Origin of the sequence: Psychrobacter sp. YGAH215, from assembly GCF_007280595.1 — a bacterium.
GTDB classification, from domain to species: domain Bacteria; phylum Pseudomonadota; class Gammaproteobacteria; order Pseudomonadales; family Moraxellaceae; genus Psychrobacter; species Psychrobacter faecalis.
The window spans coordinates 168,041-190,416 of the sequence record NZ_VKLR01000001.1 but is presented as its reverse complement, the minus strand read 5'-3'; the positions used below and the strand labels follow the sequence as shown (position 1 = coordinate 190,416).

Below are 22,376 nucleotides of genomic sequence, written 5' to 3'. Positions count from 1 at the left end.
CATAATATGCAACTAGAAATCAATGTCGTCGACGCTTTTACGGATACCGTTTTTAAAGGCAATTCAGCAGCCGTTATTATCACAGATAATTGCCTTGCCGATAAGTTAATGCAGTCTATTGCTTTTGAAAATAATTTGTCGGAGACAGCTTTTATTGTGCGTGATGATGACGGCATTTATCATATTCGCTGGTTTTCTCCTTTAACTGAGATTGCATTTTGCGGGCATGCAACCTTGGCGTCAGCCTTTGTGTTATTTAACAAAAATCCTGATGTAGAAACCATTAAATTTTACGCCAAAGCCGTTGGTATATTGACCATCGTGCAAACAGACGATGGCAAAATACAAATGGACTTTCCTAATACTAAGCCGGAAAAGGTTAAAGATATTCCCGATAGCTTGTTGGCAGGATTGTCTGTTGCACCAGTCGAAGTTTATAAAAACACCCAAGCATATTTTGTGATTTATAATGCTGAAGCAGATGTCCTAAACGTAGAGCGCGATAACGAGCGACTAAAACAGCTTGCGCCATTAGATGTAGTGGTCACCTGTCAGGCTACCTCTGCTGACTACAAAGATTACGATTTTATCTCACGTTATTTTTGGCCTGCTAATGGTGGCGATGAAGACCCAGTGACAGGTTCAGCTCATACTGCTTTAGCACCATTATGGGCGGAGCGTTTGGGTAAAAATGAATTGATTGCTTATCAAGCATCAAAACGAGGCGGTATTTTAGACTGTGTCGTCGCAGGTGACAGAGTAATGATTTCTGGCAATGCCGTACAGTATTTGACCGGAGTTATCACCGTCGAGGAGTCGTTAGTTTGACTGAGTTAAAAACCGTTGGTCTATTTGCGCTGACCGCATTGGCAGAAATTGCGGGCTGCTATTTGCCTTATCTTTGGCTACGAGAAGGTAAGTCGATTTGGCTGCTGGTTCCAGGTGCGCTCAGTTTGGTCGCTTTTGTTTGGCTGCTGTCCTTACATCCCACTGCCGCTGGTCGCGTTTATGCTGCTTACGGCGGTGTTTATATTTCGATGGCTATTATTTGGCTGTGGACGGTGAACGGCATCAGACCAACCACGTGGGACATATTGGGTTCTATTGTCGCGCTCTTAGGCATGGCAATTATTATGTTTGCACCACGTCATTAGTGAATGGGTTTTGCCAATATTGCTATTAGTAAGTGACTACTTACGCAGTCATTACGATTTGCTATAATGAGCCGCACGCCGATGTGTCGTCGCGGTAAACCCTTATAGTATTCATGTTTAACACAGTAAAGCTTACTGTTTTGGTCAATTATTATGCGTATTCGTAAACTGTTCAAATTTGAAAATGCGCATATCGTGCGTAATTGTAGCTCTGAGCGCTGCAAACATTCTATTCATGGTCATAGCTATCAGATTGAGCTGATTCTTGAAGCTAAGCGGTTAGACCATGGGCAAATGGTGTATGATTTTGGTCTATTAAAATCGTCTATTAAAGACATTATCGACAGCTTTGATCATGCGATTTGCTTTTGGAATAAAGACGACTCTGAATATATCGCCGCCTGTAAAAAATTCAGCGCGCGTTGGATCAGTTTGCCGGTATCGCCGTCAGCAGAGCAATTCTCACGCGTCATCTTCTTTTGGGCACAAGAAATTCTCAAACAAACCCAAATGCAAAACGGTGAATCTGATGTCAGCGTCTACTCGGTGATTGCCCACGAAACCGCAACCGGTTACGCACAGTGCTTTGCAGACGATGTTGCAAACGCGCAAATGGGAGAGCTTCATCTAGAAGACTTTGAGTTCAGCGAGCAAGTAAAGGCAGAATGGCATGACCCCGAGCTATATGCCAAATTGATTCGCGGTGAAAGCTTTATCAATCCAGCCGTGACCATGCAAGTACAGACGCAAGTACAAACGCAAGTAAAAGAAGGTAAGTTTGATGCCTAATAATATAAAACAAGACCAACATGTGAAAACCTTGACGCTGCATTCTGAAGCAGATACTCAGCGCTTGGCGGTGCAATTGGCAGCGTTGCCCTTATCGGGTAGCGTGTGGCTGTCGGGTAATTTAGGCGCTGGTAAAACCACCTTGACGCGTTATTGGTTGCAGGCGCTCGGTCATACAGGTGCGGTCAAAAGCCCAACTTATACCTTAGTCGAGCCTTATAGTATTGAGCAAAATGATGGTTCAATTAAACCTGTTTATCATGCAGATTTATATCGTCTGCAAGACCCAGAAGAGCTATCTTTTATTGGCTTTGATGAATATCTAGATGAGCCAAATGCGCTGGTTATTATCGAATGGGCGAGTCGTGCGGACAGCTATTTACCACCACCGAGTTTGTTTATTGATATGACGCAAGCTGATCGCAATGATAATGATAAAGAGGCACGCCAAGTTGAGCTGCGACTATCAAAGGTCGGTCAAGCGCAGGGCTTAGATTTATCCTCTCTTAACCTTTAGGTTAAACCGCATCACAGCCTCTGAGGTTTTATAAAAGTATGACGCTCATTAATGCCAGATAATCCCTCCAATAGCCGCATCAAAAAACTATCGCCGCTGCTCATCAACCAATTAGCAGCAGGTGAGGTGGTGACGCGTCCTGCCGCTGTGGTCAAAGAGCTGCTTGAAAACGCGATAGACGCTGGCGCGAGCAATATTGAGATACGTATTACCCAAGGCGGCATGGGTATGATTGAAGTGCTGGATAACGGCATGGGTATTCATCCTGATGATATGGTCATGGCCATTACTCGCCATGCAACCAGTAAAGTGGCCGATGTGGCTAATTTGCATGGTATTACCACACTGGGCTTTCGCGGTGAAGCGTTGGCAGCGACGGCGGCAGTTTCTCGTTTGACTTTAACCAGTAGTCATGACGACAGTGGGATTGGTCGCCAGTTGCAAGTTGCCGGTGTATTGGACGAGGTGCCAAAATTGGTGCCAGTCGTGCATCAACGCGGCACGACCATCACGGTTAAAGATTTATATTTTAATGTGCCCGCACGCCGCGGCAACTTAAAATCTATTGCGACCGAGTTCGGTCATATCGAAACCACTGTCCGCGAAGTGGCTTTGGTGCGTGCAGATGTGACGCTAGCCTTGTTTCATGACAATAAAAAGCGGTTATCGCTGTCTTCAAGAGCAATGTCTGCAAATGATAACGATAATACCAATAGCAGCAACAATAACGCTCATCGTCTGCCTTTATCACGTCTTGAGCAAGCGACTGGGTTACCATTAACGGACAACGCCTTAGAAATATCCATCGACCTTACCAGTTTGATGCAATTGCCTAAAGACTATGTGAATAATAACTTTGCTGGTCAAGCGAACATCAACGGTTGGTTATGGCTTAGCAATGACTCTCAAAGTACTTTTCCAAAATTAATTTATGTGAATGGACGGTTGGTAAAAGAAGCGTTGATTAGCAATCAGCTGCGTCAACTTGCCCAAAGTGCGCAGTTAGCAGGTATTGGCTACGCGCTGTATTTTGATCTGCCAACTGATTGGCTCAATATCAATGTCCATCCGTCCAAACAGCGTATCAAAATCAGCCCGCTAAATAACATCATGGCGCATCTTAGTCATGCGATTCAAGCAAAGCTTAAAACGTTTGCTACCAAACAGAACATCAATCAGACCATCAATTCCGCTGATGAAAGTAGTCAGGTATTAGATAATCATCTATCTATCAATAACGCCTTTGCTACTGTAAGGCAACAGACGTCATCAACCATTTATTCAGCGAAAAGTCAGCAAGTGCAAGCGCCCAAACAGCCATATCAGTTGTCAGAAAATACCGATAATGCTCAATCAGAACAGGCAACTTTTACTGAAAATATAAATCCAGGCAGCACATTAATAAGTACGGCCAATACGTCACAAAATCTATCGGTAAAAAATGCTCCTTTACCATATTGTTTGGAGGTTATTTTAAATACCGGTCATGATTTAGATGCAATTAAAAGTGTCAGTGAGAAAACGCTACCATGGTTGCTGTTTTATAGTTGCAGCCAATTTTTTCTGATTGGCGCTGAAATATGGCAGGCGCAATTAAGCTTATTGTTTGAGTCGGATATATTTAGAGAGCAGGTTTCATTTAATGATGCGAATGCTGTCAATCAGCAGCTTACTGACTTAGCCACAAAAATGTCTACAGAAGATTTATGGGCATTTAACGCAGATATCGAAGACTTACTTGCTAAACATGCTTTTAAGTCTATAAATAACCAGCGTTTAATCGCGTTGATGCTATCATCTACAGCCATTTAGATGTCCATTGATTAGAGTGAGGACACGTTTTAGTAGTCCTATAAAAAATAAAGGTAATCCTATGCAAATCTCGTCTGCTAGCTCATCTTATCGCCTCAATCCCAATTTGGCAGATAATAGCGTGGTGTGCTTGATGGCACCGACGGCGAGTGGCAAGACAGCTCTAGCGTATGAGCTATACGATACTGGGCGTTATGAGCTGATTTCGGTCGATTCAGCATTGATATATCGTGATATGAATATCGGTACAGCCAAGCCAACCGCTGCAGAGTTGGCACGTTATCCGCATTATTTGGTTGATATCATTGACCCGATGCAAAGCTATAGCGTCGCTGAATTCGTTAATGATGTTGCTCATTTAATTGATAGCTGTCATAAGAAAGGTAAAATACCTTTGCTCGTTGGCGGTACTATGATGTATTACATGGCGCTTATTGATGGGTTATCGCCCGTGCCTGACAGTGATGATGACGTGCGCGCGCGTGTGGAGCAGTGGCGGCAAGACGAAGGTATTGGTGCACTATATGATTATCTAGGAAAAATAGATCCGATAAGCCACGAGCGTCTTAATGCGACCGATACTCAGCGTATCACGCGCGCGGTTGAAGTTTATCTGCAAACCAATATACCCATCAGTGACTGGCAGCAAAAGCCCAAACATGCCTTGGCGCATAATCCCAATCAGCAATGGCATGCGCTGGCGGTGATGCCAGAACGTTCATGGCTACATCAGCGTATCGAGCAACGTTTAGATATAATGTGGCATGACGGGCTAGTGGCGGAAGTGATTAGATTGCTTGAGCAGTACCCTTTGACACCAAACTTACCCTCTATGCGCTGCGTCGGTTATCGGCAAGTATTAGAATACCTAGTCCATATTAAGCATCCAATATTTAAACAGCCGCACTTGGATAAAGCGCAATTTTATGACGCCTTTTCAGAAGTAGAAGCGGCGAGTGCAAGTAAACGACCACAAGATACCACTACTCAAGCGCTCGATCAGCCATTGACGCTCAGCGCTCAAACCGAGGCACTTGCTTGTCAGCAAATGCAAAATAAGGCATTATATGCGACCAGACAGCTGGCGAAGCGTCAATATACTTGGCTGCGCAAACTTACTCAGTTGCCCAATTTGCCTGATAATGCGTCAAATACTGCAACAAAGCTAAATGAAAACGATGACAAGCTTATGCGCGGTGATATCAAAATAAAAACGTTTACTACTATGATCCAAGTAAGAGAGTATTTATACTAAAACAAAATCATATAAAGCGCGTTAATTGTCCTCGTAAAAAATAATGACAATTAGTTTCAAAATAAAGGTTGGATAACTGCTATAATTTAAATCATAGTAAAATAGTGTGAATTATATCGGTATCATTGCTTTTTGAACGGTCGTTAATTAACTTTTGTTGGTAAGAAGTCTTAAAAAATAAGCGGTTACTTAATTATTTACAATAATAACGTATTCACGGTAAAGTGAAATTATTTAACAAGAATTAGTGCTTATTTAGATACGTTTTATAAATAAAACTTATTATTGTATCTGCCCTTAGCCATTATAATTAAAGCAATACTTATAATAATTGGCACTAAAAATAATTATATAATATTTAGGAGAGATGTCATGTCAAAAGGACAAACTTTACAAGACCCGTTTTTGAACTCGTTGCGCAAAGATCGCATTCCTGTTTCTATTTTTTTAGTTAATGGTATTAAGCTACAAGGTCAAATTGAATCATTTGATCAATATGTGGTGTTGTTAAAAAATACAGTGAGTCAAATGGTTTATAAACATGCCATTTCAACAGTCGTGCCAGCTCGTAATCCTAGAAGCAGCACGACGACTGGCACGGGTACGCAAACCTCAACGGGCGCACCTGCTGGTTACCAAGGTGGTATGAGTAGTGGGTTTGAGCGTGGTAGTAACCTTGCTGGTGGTGGCGGTTTTGAAGAGCGCGGCTTTGCCAATCGTAGTGGCTTTAATCGTGGCGGTTTTGGTCAAGGTCAAGATCGTGGTTTTGAGCGTGGCAGCTTTGGACAAGGTCAAGAGCGCGGCTTTGAGCGCGGCGGCTTTGGTCAAGATCGTGGCTTCGACAATTCTTCAGACAATGCTATGTTTGAAAACAAATCAAACGATGATATAGACGATAGCAATCAATAAATAACGCTATCTGACGTCTATTTGATTGAAAGTATGTTATTAAAATGTTGTATAGCTGATTAAGACCTACTATTAATTATAGTGGGTTTTTTTTGTATAAATAGACGTATAATCATGGCTGCGCAAGCGACTATTTACCCTACTTAGTAAGTAGGCAATGATGAAAGCGACGTCTTGCCCTATATTATTAATATCAGCCATAGTATAGTAAAATGTTTCATTGATTCACCGAAAATATAGAGCTAACGTATGAGTAATCCGCACCGCCACCTGACCCATCAACAATTTATTAGCACTGCTATCGAAGCGATTCATACGGAGATGGCGGCGCTAGCATTGTTAACGGAACAAATCGATGATAGATTTGCTCAAGCCTGCGATATTATCCTAGCCTGCAAAGGACGTGTGGTCGTGACCGGGATGGGCAAATCGGGTCTGATTGGTCGTAAGATAGCCGCGACTTTTGCTTCTACGGGCACGCCAGCGTTTTTTATGCATCCTGGGGAAGCGGGGCATGGCGATTTGGGGATGTTGGTGCAGGGCGATGTCCTACTGGCTATCTCAAACTCGGGCGAGTCAGATGAAATTAGAATGCTGCTGCCCGTGGTTAAGCGTCTAAATATTCCCCTGATTAGTATTAGCCGAGACAAACGCGGTATGCTACCACGAGCGGCGGATATCATTTTGACGCTGGGTAAATCACAAGAAGCTTGCCCGCTCAACCTTGCCCCGACTTCTAGTACCACAGCGACCTTAGCATTGGGCGATGCATTGGCTGTGGCCTTGGTGCATGCGCGTAATTTTACTTCAGAAGACTTTGCCTTATCGCATCCTGCAGGCGCCTTAGGACGCCAGCTGCTGACGCGGGTCGAAGATTTAATGCATACCAATTCAGAAAATTTACCGCTTATTAATCAACAAGCACCGCTACAAGACGCTTTATTTACCATGTCTTCTGGGCGTCTAGGTATGACAGTAGTGACTGATGACGAGCAAAAAGTCGTCGGTGTATTTACCGATGGTGATTTGCGCCGCGGCTTAGAAAAAGGCATTGATTTGCAAACCCCGATGCGTGAGCTGATGGTCAGCAATCCACGCCGCGTCAGTAAAGATATGCGCGCATCCGATGCTTTAAGTGTGATGAATGAAAACGGCATTAGCCAGCTGCTGATTATCGATGAGGAACAGCGTTTGGAGGCCATCATTACGGTACATGACTTATTACAAGCCGGTGTTAAGTAGCCCTATTTTAATAAACAATGTATTAATAATTGGCGCAATTAAGAAGTAACATATTAAAAAAGCCTTAATAAAAGAGTGTTTAATAAGAATACATCTCATAATAAAATCATTAATAAGAGAAAATTGATGCAAGACTTAATAAAAAAAGCCGGACAAGTAAAGTTATTGGTCATGGATGTTGATGGTATCTTGTCAAACGGTCAAATTATTTATGATGCCAACGGTACTGAAACAAAAGCCTTTTCGGTACAGGACGGTGTCGGTGTCAAATCGTTGGCGCGCTATGGTATTTTGACCGCTATTATTACTGGTCGTAGCAGTCCTATGGTGGACAAGCGTGCTGCTGAAATGGGTGTCAATTATATCGTCCAAGGTCGTGATGATAAGCTGATTGCGTTGAATGAGCTATTAGCGACGCTTGATGCTGAGCTTAATATCACCGCTGCTGATTGTGCTTATATGGGCGATGACTTACCAGATATTAAAGCGATGCAAACGGTAGGTTTTGCGGCCACTGTCCCAAATGCCCATCAAGAGGTGATAAAGCGCAGTGATATGGTGACCACCCGCACAGGTGGTACCGGCGCAGTACGGGAAATATGTGATCTTATTTTAAAAGGTCATGGCCACTATCAAGATTTTATCGCGCACTATACGCTTGATGCAGCGAAACCTGAGGATAACTTATCGTGAATACTCGTGTTTTAATCGTTCTGGCATTAATTATTGCTGTAATTGCTGGCTGGTTCTTCAAACAGCAAGGGGAGATCACGCCGCCCGTTAGTATGGAACCGACGGATGTGGATTATGAAGCCACTGACATTAAGGCGGTACAGACCAATGAAAAAGGTGAGACCGAGTACGAACTAAGTGCAGAATCCTTGACCCATAATCCTGTGACCAATAAAGATGAGATGAAAGGCATCACCATGAATTGGGAGCCATCAGACGAGCAGCGTTACCGCGTTGAAGCGGGCAGCGCTGCCATCAGTCAACAGACAGGTGAGATGAGCTTATCAGGTGGTTTTACTTTAGTTAGCGAAGGCAAAGCGGGCGAGTCTGATATTGAGCCGATTAAAGTCATGGGCACTACCTTAAAAGGCAATACCAAAACAGGTCAAGTCTATAGTGATGCGCCAGTAAAAGTCGAACAAGGGATGAACCGCTTCGAGGCGTCAAGCATGAAAGCCAACCTTGAAACTGGGGACTATGAATTTGGTCAAGTCGCGGTTGCATTTACGCCCGCGAAACGCCAAGATAAAGCTTTATTTTAACAGCAGCACCTAGCAGGAAGTTTGCAAACGCCACTACCCATAATGATACGAGTAACTTTTATGAAATCTACTTTTTTGCCTACTTTACGCTTGCTATCGACACGCTCTATCCAAGTAACACACGGTTTACGAACGCTACCGATGCTAATGTTGTTAGCATTGCCGTTATACAGCCATGCCCTGCCATCAGATGCCAATCAGCCTATTAAGCTGTTGGCGGATAAGGCTACTTATAGTGAACGTACAGGTATCACCAGCTATTCAGGCACTGTCGTGATTACGCAGGGTACGTTCAAAATGACCGCCGATGATATTACGGTCAACCTCTCGCAAGGCCGTAGTATCAACTCGGCAGTCGCCACCGGCCGTCCAGCCACTATGCAGCAGGTAGTGACGCAAGAAAAGGGCTTGGCAAAAGGGCAGGCCAATAAGATTGATTATAATGCGGTCACGGGTATCGTGACGCTCACGGGTAATGCAAAATTGGTACAAAATGGCGCCAGTTTTGCCGGTAATGTCATTCGTTATAGTTTAAAAGCTGGCGATGTAGAAGCAACTGCTGGTGGCAGTCAGCGCGTAGAATTGGTCTTCCCGCCTAATAGCGGTAGTAACCGAAGCAGCATACGCTAAGCACAGTATTTTTAATATAAAAGTAAGCGATAGTAATACTAAAAACTTTGCAACTTTAACAGTAATTGACAGGTAAGTGATGAGCGATATTAAAAACAATGTTGTTAAGACTAATGAAATTCATAGCAACGAGCTTAATAATGGTTCTGTAGCGGCAACCAATAGCTCCGAGCCTGTCGCCCGTTTAACAATGCAAAATTTGGGCAAACGCTACGGCAAACGCTGGGTGGTAAAGGATGTATCATTTTCTGTTGAGCAAGGGCAAGTTGTTGGATTATTAGGACCAAATGGCGCGGGCAAAACTACTAGCTTTTATATGGTGGTCGGACTGGTCAATATGGATAAGGGCCGCGTTACCTTAGGAAAAATGGATTTATCAAAATATGCCATGCATGAGCGCGCGCGTGCTGGTATTGGCTATTTGCCGCAAGAAGCTTCTATTTTTCGTAAATTATCCATTGAAGATAATATCTTAGCCATTCTGCAAACTCGTAAAGAGTTAAGTGCCGCTGAGCAGCGTCAAGAGCTTGAAAAGTTGATCGGCGAGTTCCATTTAGAACATGTACGCAAATCATTGGGTATGAGTGTCTCAGGCGGTGAGCGCCGCCGCTGTGAGATTGCGCGTGCTTTGGCGGCCAATCCAAAATTTATCCTATTAGATGAACCGTTTGCTGGTGTTGACCCTATCTCTGTTAGTGATATTAAAGATGTTATTTTAACCCTAAAAAATCGCGGTATTGGTGTACTCATCACCGACCATAACGTGCGCGATACCCTCGCCATTTGCGAAAAAGCCTATATCGTTTCAGAAGGCGCCATCATTGCGGAAGGGACGTCATGTGAAGTGTTAGAGAATGATTTAGTAAAATCTGTCTATCTTGGTAAAGACTTTCGCGTATAAGCACTTCGCTATTTAGTAGAGGTGAGCCTGTATAAAGCCTTGTTTGAATCATTAGCCAAATATCTTATCATTGTAGGGTGTAACGAATATTTGTCTATTTTCTCTTAACATCCATGCCCACTATAAATTGCTATCTATCTCTCATAATCTAATGCCTGGTTATTAAAAAAGGCACGTTCATTCTTTCTCTTAGTCTTACACTTAAGCTCGTATAGAGCATTCTAGAATTCTATTTATTATTCGCGATTTATTACTTTCGATTGACCAGTTCAATAAGGTTCATACGTTATGGCAAAAAATAAAAGCAGTTATGTCTGTCAACAGTGCGGGGCGCATTTTGGCAAATGGGCGGGGCAGTGTACAGACTGCGGTGAATGGAACAGTTTGGTAGAAGCACCAAATGTCAGTATGCCGCACCATAATAAGAGTAGCGCAAAAGCGAATGCTAGCCGAGCGGTTTCTCGTAGTGCGGGTGCACCTGCTGGCAATTATTCGGGTACGCACAGTGCGGTCATGCCACTCAATGCGGTAAGCGTGACACTAGATACACGCCTGCCCACTGGCATTAGTGAGTTTGATCGAGTGTTGGGCGGCGGACTGGTGGCCGGTTCGGTCGTTTTGATCGGCGGTGACCCAGGAATCGGTAAATCTACGATTTTGCTGCAAACTGCGACCAATATGGCAAAGGCTGATTCATTGGCAGGTAGCGCGCTGTATGTGACGGGTGAAGAGTCGCTCGCCCAAGTGGCGATGCGCGCCAAGCGTTTAGATTTGCCAGCGGATAGATTACGTGTGCTCGCGGAGACCAATGTTGAAACCATTTGTGCGGCTTTAACCCAAGAGCAGCCGGCGATTGCTATTATTGACTCGATTCAGACTATTTATACCGATGCCATTCATTCTGCCCCAGGCGGCGTTAGTCAAATTCGTGAGTCGGCAGCTATTTTGACCCGTTATGCGAAGCAAACTGGCACGGCACTATTTTTAGTCGGGCATGTGACCAAAGAAGGGACGCTGGCAGGACCACGTGTCCTCGAACACATGGTTGATACGGTTTTATATTTTGAAGGTCAGTCCGATTCACGCTTTCGTATGATTCGCGCGGTAAAAAACCGTTTTGGTGCAGTTAATGAGCTGGGCATTTTTGGCATGACCGATATGGGACTCAAAGAAGTCGCCAATCCCTCAGCGATATTCTTAAGCCGTTATGATAAGCCCGTAGCGGGTTCTGTGGTGATGGTAAGCCGTGAAGGTACTAGACCCCTGCTGGTTGAAGTGCAAGCCTTGGTTGATGACTCACAAGGTTCACCAAGACGTATGGCTTTAGGGCTCGATTTTCAGCGCCTATCAATGCTGCTTGCGGTCATGCATCGTCACGGCGGTATCCATACCAGCGGACAAGATGTGTATGTAAACGTCGTTGGCGGCGTTAAGGTGATTGAAACCGGGTCTGATTTGGCCGTACTATTGGCTTGTGCTTCTAGTATCAAAGAAAAGCCTTTACCCTCATCACTTGCCGTTTTTGGTGAAGTCGGCTTATCAGGAGAGATTCGACCGGTTCCTAACGGACAAGAGCGCCTAAAGGAGGCGATGAAACACGGCTTTAAACACGCAATTATTCCTAAAGCCAATGCGCCTGCCAAAGATGCGCCGCAGTTTAAGGGTATCAATGTCATCGCGGTTGAGCGTCTCGATGATGCGATTGAAAGCGCATTTGAGTTATAGTTTTAAAAGCTATACCATGTTAACTATTTAGCGTCAAACGTTAAAAACGAAAAAGCGCCTAACTTTAAATGAGTTAGGCGCTTTTTTTACAACTAACGTTAAGCAGTTTTTTCGATAAAAAACCGTTAAAGGTTTAAACCGCGAATGGTCTAAAAAGTTAATGGTTTAAGAAGAGGGGCCTGAAACACGCTCAATAGAGACGTTACCCACACCTTTATTGGTAATACCAAGTTGCTTGGCAGCACCGTAAGATAAATCCAACACACGGTTACCATGGAATGGACCACGATCGTTTACTTTAACGACGACGCTTTTGCCATTAGTTTTATTGGTAACTTTAACGTAGCAGTTCAAGGGTAACGAGCGGTGAGCAGCGGTTAAACCATTCATGTCAAAGGTTTCGCCACTGGCAGTTTTGCGGCCATGAAACTGACGACCGTACCAAGAAGCCAAACCAGTTTGTTTAAATTTGCTTACAGAATTAGAAGCGACTGCCGTTAAGCGCTCTAAAACATCTTCATCATTGGATACTTGGGCAGTGTCGCTGGCGAGTAATGGGCTGCTAAGCGCTAATGAAGTGGGCTGACGAGCAGACTTAACTAAGCTTGATGCGCCGTCATGTTGACGACTAAGTTCACCGAGCACACGGTCAATACGGGAGGCGTTATCTTGCGAAATCATTGCAAGGGAGGTTTTTGATTCTACAGCATTTGCATTAGTAGCGATTGCAGAGCCAGCAAATAAAACGGCTGACATTGTAAGTAAACCAGATAAACGCTTATTCATAAATACCTCTATAGCGTATACATTAGAACCTAACTCTAAAACCTCTTAGAGGGAGCGAGACAATATTAGACCACTCTAACAGTGCCGCAAACTCGAAAGCCGCTCTATCATCTATCTGTTTTATCACGATGATAGTAAATATGGGCTTTTATAAGCTCTAACATATGGTAATTTTCATTTATATCATCATAAGTGGCTCGGGAATTATCGTTATATACGACTCGCAAAACCCACTTATGACACGCTCAAATGATAGTTAACAATAGTAATCAAACAACCAAAGTAAGGTTGCACCAATCGATAAAGGACTTTTTTGCATTGCTAAGTTAATAAAGGGTTTAAAGTATGTTGCGTATTACTTTGTTATTAAACCGTTAATTAAGTACTGACTTTGCAAGCCCAAAATCTACAATTTGCTAACTATACGGACGAGCTACAACTGCAATATAATTAAATGATATCTTTCTTAGTAGCTATGTACGCGTTGTGTATCAAACTACAATAAAAGGAGGGTAACGCAATTATTTGTAAAAAACAAGGAATAAAACCTAACAGTACTAATCGGTCACTAATAGGGCTTCATCTGGGTTTTGCCAAAACATAAGAAGAATAATAGCTATAAATAACAACAACTTATGGTTATTTCTAAAGCAAGAAAGTTAAGGTTTTAATAGTAATTTATGGAGAATTAATGACAAATAAGAAAGGCTTAAAAAAGTAGATATTCATTTAATTTGAGCAATTTCGCTATTACATTAGATTACTTAGCCAAGCACATTTTGCTTCAGTTTCTAGGCAAATTTGTTAACGTACCATTTTAACCCTGTCTATATAAGGGAGTTATATAGACATTTAAACCCAAGTTTATCGTGATTATCGAATGTAATATTGGTTATTAAAGATGAACTTTCCAGGTGAATAGATTGTAAATAATACCTGCTATGGCTTAGCTGGATTTGTGAGTATGAATTGACATTAGTAGGCCAAAACCTGCCATTAACGTCACGATAGCAGTACCGCCATAACTGATAAAAGGTAAAGGTACCCCAACAACGGGTAAGATGCCGCCAACCATGCCGACATTGACAAAAATATATACGAAAAAAGACATCGCAAGTGCACCTGCCAGCAATCGACTATAAACATCAGGGTGCGAAAATGCGATATATAAAGCACGCATAAGCAGGCAAGCATATATAAACATCAACAATATCACGCCAAGCAGACCGAACTCTTCGGAAAAGGCAGCAATAATAAAGTCAGTATGACCTTCTGGTAAAAAATGTAGATGCGACTGCGTGCCTTCTAAATAGCCTTTACCGGTCAAACCGCCCGCGCCAATGGCGGTTTTGGACTGAATGATATTCCATCCAGCACCTTGGACGTCAGCTTCAGGATTGAATAGCGTTAAAACGCGCGTACGTTGGTAGTCGTGTAATAAAAAGTTCCAAGCAAATGCCACCAATGGCACGGCTAATGCTGCCGCACTAGCAATCAAGCGCCATGATAGACCCGCTAAAAACAATACAAAAATGCCACTGGCTGCGACCAGCAAGGAAGTACCAAGGTCAGGCTCTTTGGCGATTAATAATACCGGCACGACAATTAACGCTAAGGTGATGGCAATACTTGATAATGAAGGCGGTAAGTCACGTTTGGATAAAAACCACGCACACATCATTGGCATACCAAGCTTCATAAACTCTGAAGGTTGAACGCTACCAAAACCAGGTAAGTTAATCCAGCGCTGCGCACCCATACGCACCTCGCCAATGATATCGACCAACACCAACAATATCAGCCCCAATACATAAAATATGGGCGTCAAGGTACGATAAAGGCTAGGCGGTATCTGCGCCATAATAAACATCACCGTAAATGCCACGCCATAACTGATGACTTGGCGGATGACCATATCAGTGTCTTGGCTTGCTGCGCTATATAAAATCGTCAAGCCAATGCAACAAACGGTGAATAGCAATAAGGTCAGCCACGGATCAATATGGATACGTTGCCAAAGCGTCGGCGCACGACCTCGACCAAAGTGATGGCTTTGACGAGAAAAACGGTACTGGAGGTTAGAAGGCATAGGTGGTATGTGACTGATAATTGGCGTGAAAGAAAAGTCTGCTTTGACAAACGATAAGTAAGCAATCAGCGAGGGCAAAATGTTTATCGGGCAGCTTAATTAAGAATTTGGTAGCAAAACCCATAATTTACCCGTAATAAAGTAACGACAATATAAACATTATAAGGATAAGTGTTAATAACGAATCAGTGACCATCAATTCGCTGCGATAGTTTAGCTTGCTTGCTTAAAATTTGATAGTATCGATAAAACGTTTTTAGCGGTAGTTTCTGGTAATGATAAAGACAAAAAAAATTATTTATGGGCACATTTATAAGCCTATTATCGTCCTAGGTATTTGTGCCAGCAGTATTTCTGTGCACGCCGCTATTATAAGTGATAATAGTGAGCGCCGCATCCAAATCCGTCATGGCAGTGGTACGACCAATAATAGTGGCAATGCTTATATCACACCCGCTAGCAGTTATGGCAGTCAAAGCAATAGCTATAGCGGCGGCGCAACCATCTTGAGTGAAGGCGCTCGTCGGTCAAATGGTATTAGCGGCGACAGTATGCAAGGGCTGATTCAACAAAAACAGCGCGAGTTTAACTTCGATAGCGCAGTATCGATAGAAGAAAACAAACGCGTCATTACCAATAGAGGGACGCCACGTTATAGCAGCGGTAATAATAACTTTGGAAATAGTAATTATAACGATTTTACCAGTATGGATTTTAATGTATGGTTAAATAGTAATAGTTACCGCGCAAGCCAAGTGGCCAATTATCAACGCTATTTAAGCTCACGCATCGGCGCAAGAAATGTACCGCCCTTATCTCAGCTGTTGACGACCGCTCGTAGTTGGGATAAATGTGGTTATGAGCCTTATCAGCTACCACCGCAGGAGTTATGGGCAAATATTGTACCGACCTTGCAGCTTTATAGTCAGCTAAAACGCCAAGGTATTTTACCTGCCAGTACCGAGATACGTTCAGTATATCGCAGTCCGGGGTTAAATAATTGCGCGGGCGGGGCGAGTGCGAGTAAGCACATGACCGCAGGCGCGATGGATATCTGGGTGCCTGAATATGAAGGTAATTTATGGCAGCTAAGTCGCATGCAAGATAGTCTCTGCGAGTTTTGGCAATATCAAGGGCAGTCGCATAACTTTGGTTTAGGACTGTATTCTACCGGTGCTATTCATCTTGATACCGATGGTTATCGCAAATGGGGCTTTAATCATGCCAGTAGCAGCTCCGCTTGCCGCTATTAAAAGCAGACTCTTTAATTTAAAAATCTCAGCCAGTGATTACTGATTGAGCTTTTTTATTGAGCTATTTTTTAAGCGTCTGTAAAAATAAACGATGGATTCTACGACTTTTTCTTAGCTTTCTTCTTATCCCATGGATTGACCTCACCAACAGTCACAATCAAAAAGTTATCAGGCTTTAGAGTGTCGCGCAGGGTTTGGTTGACTTCTGAGAGTTTAACCTGTTCGATGCGATTGACATAATTGGTCAGATAGCTGTTAGGTAGCTGATAAAAATTCATCATACCAATTAAGCTGTTGATTCCAACATTACTGGCAAATCCCATCGGAAAGCTGTTTTTTAAATTATCCGTGGTCAATTTCATCTCATCGCTGGTAATACCTTTATCTAATGTCTCATTAATCACGGCTAAGCTAGCATCAATTGCTGCGCGTGCTTTGTCATTACGGGTTGAAAATCCAATTTGATAAGGACCGCGCGCCAACATCGGGTTCATAGAACCTGATATGCCATAAGTATAGCCGAGGTTTTGCCTGACTTCGGTCATCAGACGCGCGTTAAAATCGCCCCCTGCTAGCACTTCATTACCGACGGCAAAGTTGGTTTGCTTTTGCTGCGCTTGCGGGTCAGTGGCACGCTTTTCGCCCAGTTGTCCCATCAATACCGTAGTTTGGGTGCTAGGAAACGGAATATGAATATGTTGAGGCTGGGTTAGTGGCTTTGGTTCGGGCAGGGCCGCCGCCGCTTGACCCGCTGGCAAGTCTGCCGTTATTTCTTCCGCCAAATTTTTCGCTTGTGCCAAAGTCAAATTACCCGTCATGGCAAGCGACGCATTGGCGGCGACTAGATAGCGGTTTTTAAAGTCGATTAACTGTTGTCTTTTAATATTAGGAACCGTTTCAAGCGTGCCAACCGATGGATGGGCGTAAGGATGGTCGCCATAGAGTGCCTTGCTAAAGGCAATGCTAGCAAGACTGCCTGGGTCTTGTTTTTGCTGTTGTAAACCGACCAATAAGCGTGCTTTATTACGGGCTAAGATTTGCTCATCAAAGCTCGGTTCAGTAAGCATTTGCGTCATTAAATCAACCGCAGGCAGCAAATGCTTGTCATCAGATAAGCTGCGCAACGAGACAATAAACATGTCTTTATAGGCGCTACTACCTAAGCTGATACCCAAGGTTTCGACCGCCCGCGTGAACGCGTTTTCATCTAAGCGTTTGGAACCTTGTTCAAGCATCGTCGCGGTCATATTGGCGATACCAAAGCCTGATTCACTGATACTACCATCACGCGCGCTACCGGCATTAAAGCGCAAATCAATATCGACAATGGGTAAGGTGGTGGTCGGCACGAAAAGCACAGGAATACCGGCTTTGGTCTTGAAGGTCTGTATGTCTGGAACCGTGACTTCTAAAGGTTTGGCATTTTCAAGACTACTCAGCTTAGACAGAGCGGCAATTGGCGCACTGGTATCGACTGCAGCAGCTGGCGTACGAGCACCTTCGCCACCTGCCATATCTGCCTGCGCTACAGTGGTCAAGCTCATTATGCCAAAGAAGGCGCAAGCACTTACATAAGGCAGCTGCTTAAAATGTGATGATAATTTATTTTTTTTGAGAAAAGGTGTTTGCGTCATGTCTTTCTTCTTATTCATAAGGTCATCAGTATTGGGTTTTTGCCAAGGTAATTGGATAGCACATTGATGTTATTTAGCTTTGCTAGCCGTTTCTTTAGTAGCGGTATTAGTAGCATCGTTTTTACTAACGGTATCTTTGCTCATCTTATTTTGGCTAACGTTATTTTTAGCAGCAGTCTCTTTAGGCGGGATGATATGCATGACCGTTAAATTATCTTTAACCAAATACTTTTTACTTGCCGCTTGGATATCCGCAATGGTTACGCTATCAAGCTTGGTTGGCAATTTAGCCAGTAGCCTGTCATCAAGACCGATAGATTGCAGCGAGCCAATCATACGCGCCTGACCTTCCATGCTATCCTGTGCGTATATCAAGCCGGTGACAGTATTGGTTTTGGCGCGCTCGATTTCATCGGCAGAAATTGGGTCGGTTGATAGCTTATTAATCTCATTGATAATGGCTTGTTGTGCCTGCGCTAAACTGACGCCTTCGCGCGGGGTTGCTTGTATCAAAAACAGCCCATCGCCGCGATCGAGCAAATCGTAAGACGTACCAACTGTGGTCAGCAGTCCTTGCTCGCGTACCAGCCTGCTCTCAAGGCGTGCTGATAAACCACCATCTAATACATCTTGCGCAAGCGACAGCGCATACGCTTGCTTCTCATTGTTAGCGCCCGCTGTTACCAGACTGGGTACGTTATAACCCATCAATAAAACCGGCACTTGTACCGCTTGCTCAGACTCTACCTGCTGATAACCGCGAAAACCCTTTTGTGTGACCACAGGACGCTTAGGTAGCGCGGTCGGTTTTAGCTCACCAAAATAGCGTTTGACCTGCGCTAATACGTCGGTTGGCTCGACATCGCCGACAATAACCAACGTGGCATTATTAGGTGCGTACCATGTTTTGTACCAGTCTTTTAAATCGTTAAGGGTAATCGATTCAAGCTCATTCATAGGGCCAATGACCGATTCGCCTTTTGGACTGTTTGGCATTGCCAGCAAGCGAAATGACTCATAAGCTTTGGCTATCGGATTGTCATCCGTACGCTGACGACGCTCTTCCATGACCACTTGATGCTCTTTGACAAATGCTTTGTCATCAAATATTAAGTTTTTCATGCGATCCGCTTCTAGCTCTAACGCTAACGGTAAGCGATTGGCAGGGAATAGCTCGTAATAACCGGTAAAATCGTAACTGGTAAAGGCATTATTCACGCCGCCAAATTTGGCAATCAAACGCTCATAATCGTCGCTTGATACATCAGTGGTGCCTTTAAACATCATATGTTCAAGCACATGTGAGATGCCGCCTTTATTGGTTGGCTCATCTGCTGAGCCGACGCGATACCAAATTTGGGTCATGACCACAGGCGCGCGGTGGTCTTCTTTGACCACTATCTTTAAGCCATTTTCAAGCTGGTATTCATGGCGACCAGACATATCCATGGTCAATGCTGAAGATTGTTCGGTATTTTCTAGCGTTTGATTTTTATTCACTACCTGTGTTGTTGCGGCATTTTTAGTCGTAGCAACTTCATTTGTCGAAGAAATTGCGCTGGTTTGGCAAGCCGCAAGGGTGGTCGCCATCGCTAAAGCGCAGGCAAAGCGTAAAGAGATAGTAGGTAAAGGTGAGGGCATGATAGGTTCTACTTATATAAAAGGTAGCTGATAAGTGACTGAGTGATAAAATGAGAATGGTGCATGTTTATGCTTAGATGAATATGCCTATTTATGACAAACATAACGCTATTATAAAGACTTGTGTGCTCCCACCATGACGGTAGCAGTCGGTTTGAATTCTTGTGTAGTGCTACAGCCAGTTGAAGACAACGCGATAGTAGCAACAAGCAAGGCGGCGCCCATTTGGGTCATTTTTTTATAATCGTTCGATAGTGATAACATAGGTCATTTCCAATATAAGTGGACAAAAAAAGCAAATGAAATAGGGTGGTATAATCATGCTAAGGGTAGGCGAAGTTTGCCCTATCAAGGGTCAGATTTTTGTGTCCAAACCTTAAGCGAAACTTGCTTAGCTAGTTATAGGATTTATAAACCTCTCATTAGGAAGGTTATTCTTAATTACTAAACGTTTTTACTATGAATTTATGAGTTTTTATAATTTAACCATGCTCTGCGATGCTAAAGGCTAAGCGTCGCTTGAATTATGCTAAACTAGGCTAAAAATAATCGTCCGTTAAACACTAAAGGCGGGCGGCACATCATTTTAAAAACTACTGATAATGATAACTTTTAGGGCAAGCTTATGAATAATCCCAATAATAGCAATCGTGTGGTCATTAACCTCGACGGCGGTCTTGATGATTTGGATGACGATGATATTACCTTACCCAGTCTGCCAGCGCAATCGGTGCCTATCATCGAGGAGTCTGAAGATACTTCACTTACCGATACAGCGGCAGAGCTACCATTAGCGACGCCGATTATTGAGAAAGAAAAACAAAGCCCTGCTGCAAATACTATAGAGGGTACTGTAGAAACAACGGCAAAAAGTGCTACAAATACTGTTGCGTCGCAGTCTATAACTTCAATTCCTACGATGCCTCTACAAGATCATCTGGGCGATAGTGCGAGCGTCACTTCTAAAAATAATGATAGCAGCGCTATTGATAAAGCAAAAACTGAGTTACAGCAGCCGACAACAGCGCCAGAAGAGTCGCAACAGTCAGAACAGACTGAGGAAAATAAGAAAAAAGGCAGCTGGTTTAATCGCATGAAGACGGGGCTGAGTAAGTCACGTAAAAATCTTGCCGAAGGGATGGTTAGTATCCTTATCGGTGGTAAAGAGATTGACGATGAGCTCTTAGAAGAAGTGGAAGACCAGCTGTTAGTGGCTGATATCGGTGTCAATGCAACCAATCGTATTATTAAGAGCCTGACTGAACAAACTGCCCGTGGCGATTTGATTTATGCCCATTCATTATATAAAGCACTGCAAACTGAGCTGGTCGATATCTTAACGCCAAAAGTTGCGCCATTAGTCATCGATACCAGTAAAAAGCCCTTTGTTATCTTGGTAGTGGGCGTCAATGGTGTTGGTAAAACGACGACTATTGGTAAACTTGCTAAGCGCCTGCAAGGTGAAGGAAAATCCGTCATGTTAGCGGCTGGCGATACGTTCCGTGCCGCGGCGACTGAACAGCTACAAATTTGGGGTGAGCGCAATCACATTCCTGTCGTTGCTCAAGGTCATGGTTCTGATAGCGCCTCTGTTATCTTTGATGCGATGCAATCTGCCAAAGCAAAAAATATCGACGTGTTAATCGCTGATACGGCAGGGCGCTTGCAAAATAAAACCCACTTGATGGCCGAGCTTGAAAAAGTCGTGCGCGTGATGCGTAAAGCTGATCCAAGCGCGCCGCATGAAGGCATGATTGTCCTCGACGCTGGCACGGGTCAAAACGCCATCAATCAGGTCGAGTTATTTAATGAAGTCGTGCCATTAACCGGTATTACCATTACCAAACTAGACGGTACGGCGAAAGGTGGTGTGGTGTTCAATATCGCTGAAACCACGGATGTGCCGATTCGTTATATTGGGGTCGGTGAGTCGATTGATGATTTGCGCGCCTTTAGTCCAAAACAGTTTGTCGCCGCTTTATTTGAGACTGACGATAAAGAGTAGCGCTCTATAGGTTTTTTACAATAAGTAAGTGTCAAAATTATGAGTGTTTAGAGGAAGGAATAATGATAGTCACCATCGCAGCGGTTGAGTCGCACCAGTTGGCGTTGATTGCCAGTACGCATGAGCATAGCAGCCCTAAGCTGGTCGAAGTCAATTGGCTGCAGGTGGGTGATTCTTGGCACAGCTCAAAATCTATTCCCAAGCTTAAAAAGCATTATGGGCTTGTCGATGAGGATTTCACCTTTATCGCTCAAAATAACCTGAGCAAAAGCGAGCCTGCTGAGGCGTTACTTCTAGAAGCGCTTGAGCAATTAGCAGCGTATTTTAAAGGTAAGCGTCAAGCATTCGACTTGCCATTAGACATAAGCTTAGGCACTGATTTTCAGCAATGCGTCTGGCAACAGCTGCAACAGATACCGCATGGTGAAACGATTAGTTATGCCACACTGGCGCAGCGAGTCGGTAATCCTAAAGGCTTTCGCGCCGTCGCCAATGCCAATGGCAAAAACCCCTTTAGCATCATCATTCCTTGTCACCGCGTTATTGCGAGCGATGGTAAATTGGGCGGTTATACCGGCGGCTTAGATAAAAAAACATACTTGCTGACGCTCGAAGGGGCTGAGGTTAAACGCTAAGATTTTTTTTACTACGCCAAAAATTCTGACTATAAGTTTTTTGGCTATTTAGAACATTTGCCGCAGCCATTGCAATCCTTCGACTTTTTAAATATCACCTTGGTCCATACATAATAAATGGATAA

Annotated in this window: 20 protein-coding genes and 1 pseudogene; 16 read left to right on the top strand and 5 right to left on the bottom strand. The window is 43.7% G+C overall.

What is annotated here, in order from left to right:
* Positions 1 to 6 precede the first annotated feature (6 nt).
* The 13 genes from FOR85_RS00725 (at position 7) to radA (ending at position 12,208) form a co-directional block, all read left to right on the top strand.
* Entirely contained in the window at positions 7 to 828 is an 822-nt protein-coding gene (locus FOR85_RS00725) for a PhzF family phenazine biosynthesis protein (protein WP_144296275.1), read from the top strand.
* Positions 825 to 1,154 (top strand): YnfA family protein, encoded by a 330-nt coding sequence (locus tag FOR85_RS00720; RefSeq protein WP_144296274.1) that lies wholly within the window; start codon positions 825 to 827, stop codon positions 1,152 to 1,154. The genes FOR85_RS00725 and FOR85_RS00720 overlap by 4 nt, the downstream gene beginning before the upstream one ends.
* A gap of 153 nt (positions 1,155 to 1,307) precedes the next feature.
* Positions 1,308 to 1,943, top strand: a complete 636-nt coding sequence (locus FOR85_RS00715; RefSeq protein WP_144296273.1) for a 6-carboxytetrahydropterin synthase — start codon at positions 1,308 to 1,310, stop codon at positions 1,941 to 1,943.
* Positions 1,936 to 2,460, top strand: coding sequence for a tRNA (adenosine(37)-N6)-threonylcarbamoyltransferase complex ATPase subunit type 1 TsaE (gene tsaE, locus FOR85_RS00710; protein WP_144296272.1), 525 nt, complete (start codon positions 1,936 to 1,938; stop codon positions 2,458 to 2,460). The genes FOR85_RS00715 and tsaE overlap by 8 nt, the downstream gene beginning before the upstream one ends.
* Before the next feature lie 51 nt (positions 2,461 to 2,511).
* Positions 2,512 to 4,272: a DNA mismatch repair endonuclease MutL gene (gene mutL / locus FOR85_RS00705; RefSeq protein WP_144296271.1), complete on the top strand. Its 1,761-nt coding sequence runs from the start codon at positions 2,512 to 2,514 to the stop codon at positions 4,270 to 4,272.
* Positions 4,273 to 4,333: 61 nt separating this feature from the next.
* Positions 4,334 to 5,527: a tRNA (adenosine(37)-N6)-dimethylallyltransferase MiaA gene (gene miaA, locus FOR85_RS00700; RefSeq protein WP_144296270.1), complete on the top strand. Its 1,194-nt coding sequence runs from the start codon at positions 4,334 to 4,336 to the stop codon at positions 5,525 to 5,527.
* Positions 5,528 to 5,899: 372 nt separating this feature from the next.
* The gene (gene hfq, locus FOR85_RS00695; RefSeq protein WP_144296269.1) at positions 5,900 to 6,436 is read left to right on the top strand and encodes an RNA chaperone Hfq; all 537 of its coding nucleotides are present in this window, start codon (positions 5,900 to 5,902) and stop codon (positions 6,434 to 6,436) included.
* 249 nt (positions 6,437 to 6,685) lie between these two features.
* The gene (locus FOR85_RS00690) at positions 6,686 to 7,678 is read left to right on the top strand and encodes a KpsF/GutQ family sugar-phosphate isomerase (protein ID WP_144296268.1); all 993 of its coding nucleotides are present in this window, start codon (positions 6,686 to 6,688) and stop codon (positions 7,676 to 7,678) included.
* A 126-nt stretch (positions 7,679 to 7,804) separates the two neighbouring features.
* A complete protein-coding gene (locus tag FOR85_RS00685) occupies positions 7,805 to 8,371 on the top strand; it encodes an HAD family hydrolase (protein ID WP_144296267.1) in 567 nt (188 codons plus the stop codon).
* On the top strand, positions 8,368 to 8,952 hold the full coding sequence (gene lptC / locus FOR85_RS00680) for an LPS export ABC transporter periplasmic protein LptC (RefSeq protein WP_068404219.1): 585 nt from the start codon (positions 8,368 to 8,370) through the stop codon (positions 8,950 to 8,952). The genes FOR85_RS00685 and lptC overlap by 4 nt, the downstream gene beginning before the upstream one ends.
* A 141-nt stretch (positions 8,953 to 9,093) precedes the next feature.
* Positions 9,094 to 9,582 (top strand): lipopolysaccharide transport periplasmic protein LptA, encoded by a 489-nt coding sequence (lptA, locus tag FOR85_RS00675; protein ID WP_180952567.1) that lies wholly within the window; start codon positions 9,094 to 9,096, stop codon positions 9,580 to 9,582.
* A gap of 190 nt (positions 9,583 to 9,772) precedes the next feature.
* A complete protein-coding gene (gene lptB, locus FOR85_RS00670; protein WP_190295467.1) occupies positions 9,773 to 10,483 on the top strand; it encodes an LPS export ABC transporter ATP-binding protein in 711 nt (236 codons plus the stop codon).
* Between the two features lie 288 nt (positions 10,484 to 10,771).
* Positions 10,772 to 12,208: a DNA repair protein RadA gene (gene radA / locus FOR85_RS00665; protein WP_144296266.1), complete on the top strand. Its 1,437-nt coding sequence runs from the start codon at positions 10,772 to 10,774 to the stop codon at positions 12,206 to 12,208.
* 165 nt (positions 12,209 to 12,373) lie between these two features.
* Here the strand turns inward: radA and FOR85_RS12940 are convergent.
* Positions 12,374 to 12,721: pseudogene (locus FOR85_RS12940) on the bottom strand (septal ring lytic transglycosylase RlpA family protein); the annotation flags it as partial.
* 1,219 nt (positions 12,722 to 13,940) lie between these two features.
* Positions 13,941 to 15,083 (bottom strand): rod shape-determining protein RodA, encoded by a 1,143-nt coding sequence (gene rodA, locus FOR85_RS00655; RefSeq protein WP_144296264.1) that lies wholly within the window; start codon positions 15,081 to 15,083, stop codon positions 13,941 to 13,943.
* 275 nt (positions 15,084 to 15,358) lie between these two features.
* Between rodA and FOR85_RS00650 the strand changes: the two genes are divergently transcribed.
* The gene (locus FOR85_RS00650; RefSeq protein WP_144296263.1) at positions 15,359 to 16,336 is read left to right on the top strand and encodes a D-Ala-D-Ala carboxypeptidase family metallohydrolase; all 978 of its coding nucleotides are present in this window, start codon (positions 15,359 to 15,361) and stop codon (positions 16,334 to 16,336) included.
* Between the two features lie 98 nt (positions 16,337 to 16,434).
* Here FOR85_RS00650 and FOR85_RS00645 read toward each other — a convergent pair whose 3' ends face one another.
* From FOR85_RS00645 to FOR85_RS12585, 3 genes are all read right to left on the bottom strand, one after another.
* Complete coding sequence (locus tag FOR85_RS00645; RefSeq protein WP_144296262.1) at positions 16,435 to 17,988, bottom strand: pitrilysin family protein; 1,554 nt, start codon at positions 17,986 to 17,988, stop codon at positions 16,435 to 16,437.
* 51 nt (positions 17,989 to 18,039) lie between these two features.
* The gene (locus tag FOR85_RS00640) at positions 18,040 to 19,611 is read right to left on the bottom strand and encodes a pitrilysin family protein (protein ID WP_144296261.1); all 1,572 of its coding nucleotides are present in this window, start codon (positions 19,609 to 19,611) and stop codon (positions 18,040 to 18,042) included.
* A gap of 111 nt (positions 19,612 to 19,722) precedes the next feature.
* Positions 19,723 to 19,875, bottom strand: a complete 153-nt coding sequence (locus FOR85_RS12585; protein ID WP_190295458.1) for a hypothetical protein — start codon at positions 19,873 to 19,875, stop codon at positions 19,723 to 19,725.
* Between the two features lie 829 nt (positions 19,876 to 20,704).
* Here FOR85_RS12585 and ftsY point away from each other — a divergent pair.
* Positions 20,705 to 21,616: a signal recognition particle-docking protein FtsY gene (gene ftsY / locus FOR85_RS00635; protein ID WP_223808455.1), complete on the top strand. Its 912-nt coding sequence runs from the start codon at positions 20,705 to 20,707 to the stop codon at positions 21,614 to 21,616.
* A gap of 62 nt (positions 21,617 to 21,678) precedes the next feature.
* Positions 21,679 to 22,251 carry a methylated-DNA--[protein]-cysteine S-methyltransferase gene (locus tag FOR85_RS00630; protein ID WP_068405174.1) on the top strand — a complete coding sequence of 191 codons (573 nt, stop codon included), beginning with the start codon at positions 21,679 to 21,681 and terminating at the stop codon, positions 22,249 to 22,251.
* The last annotated feature ends 125 nt before the right edge of the window (positions 22,252 to 22,376 follow it).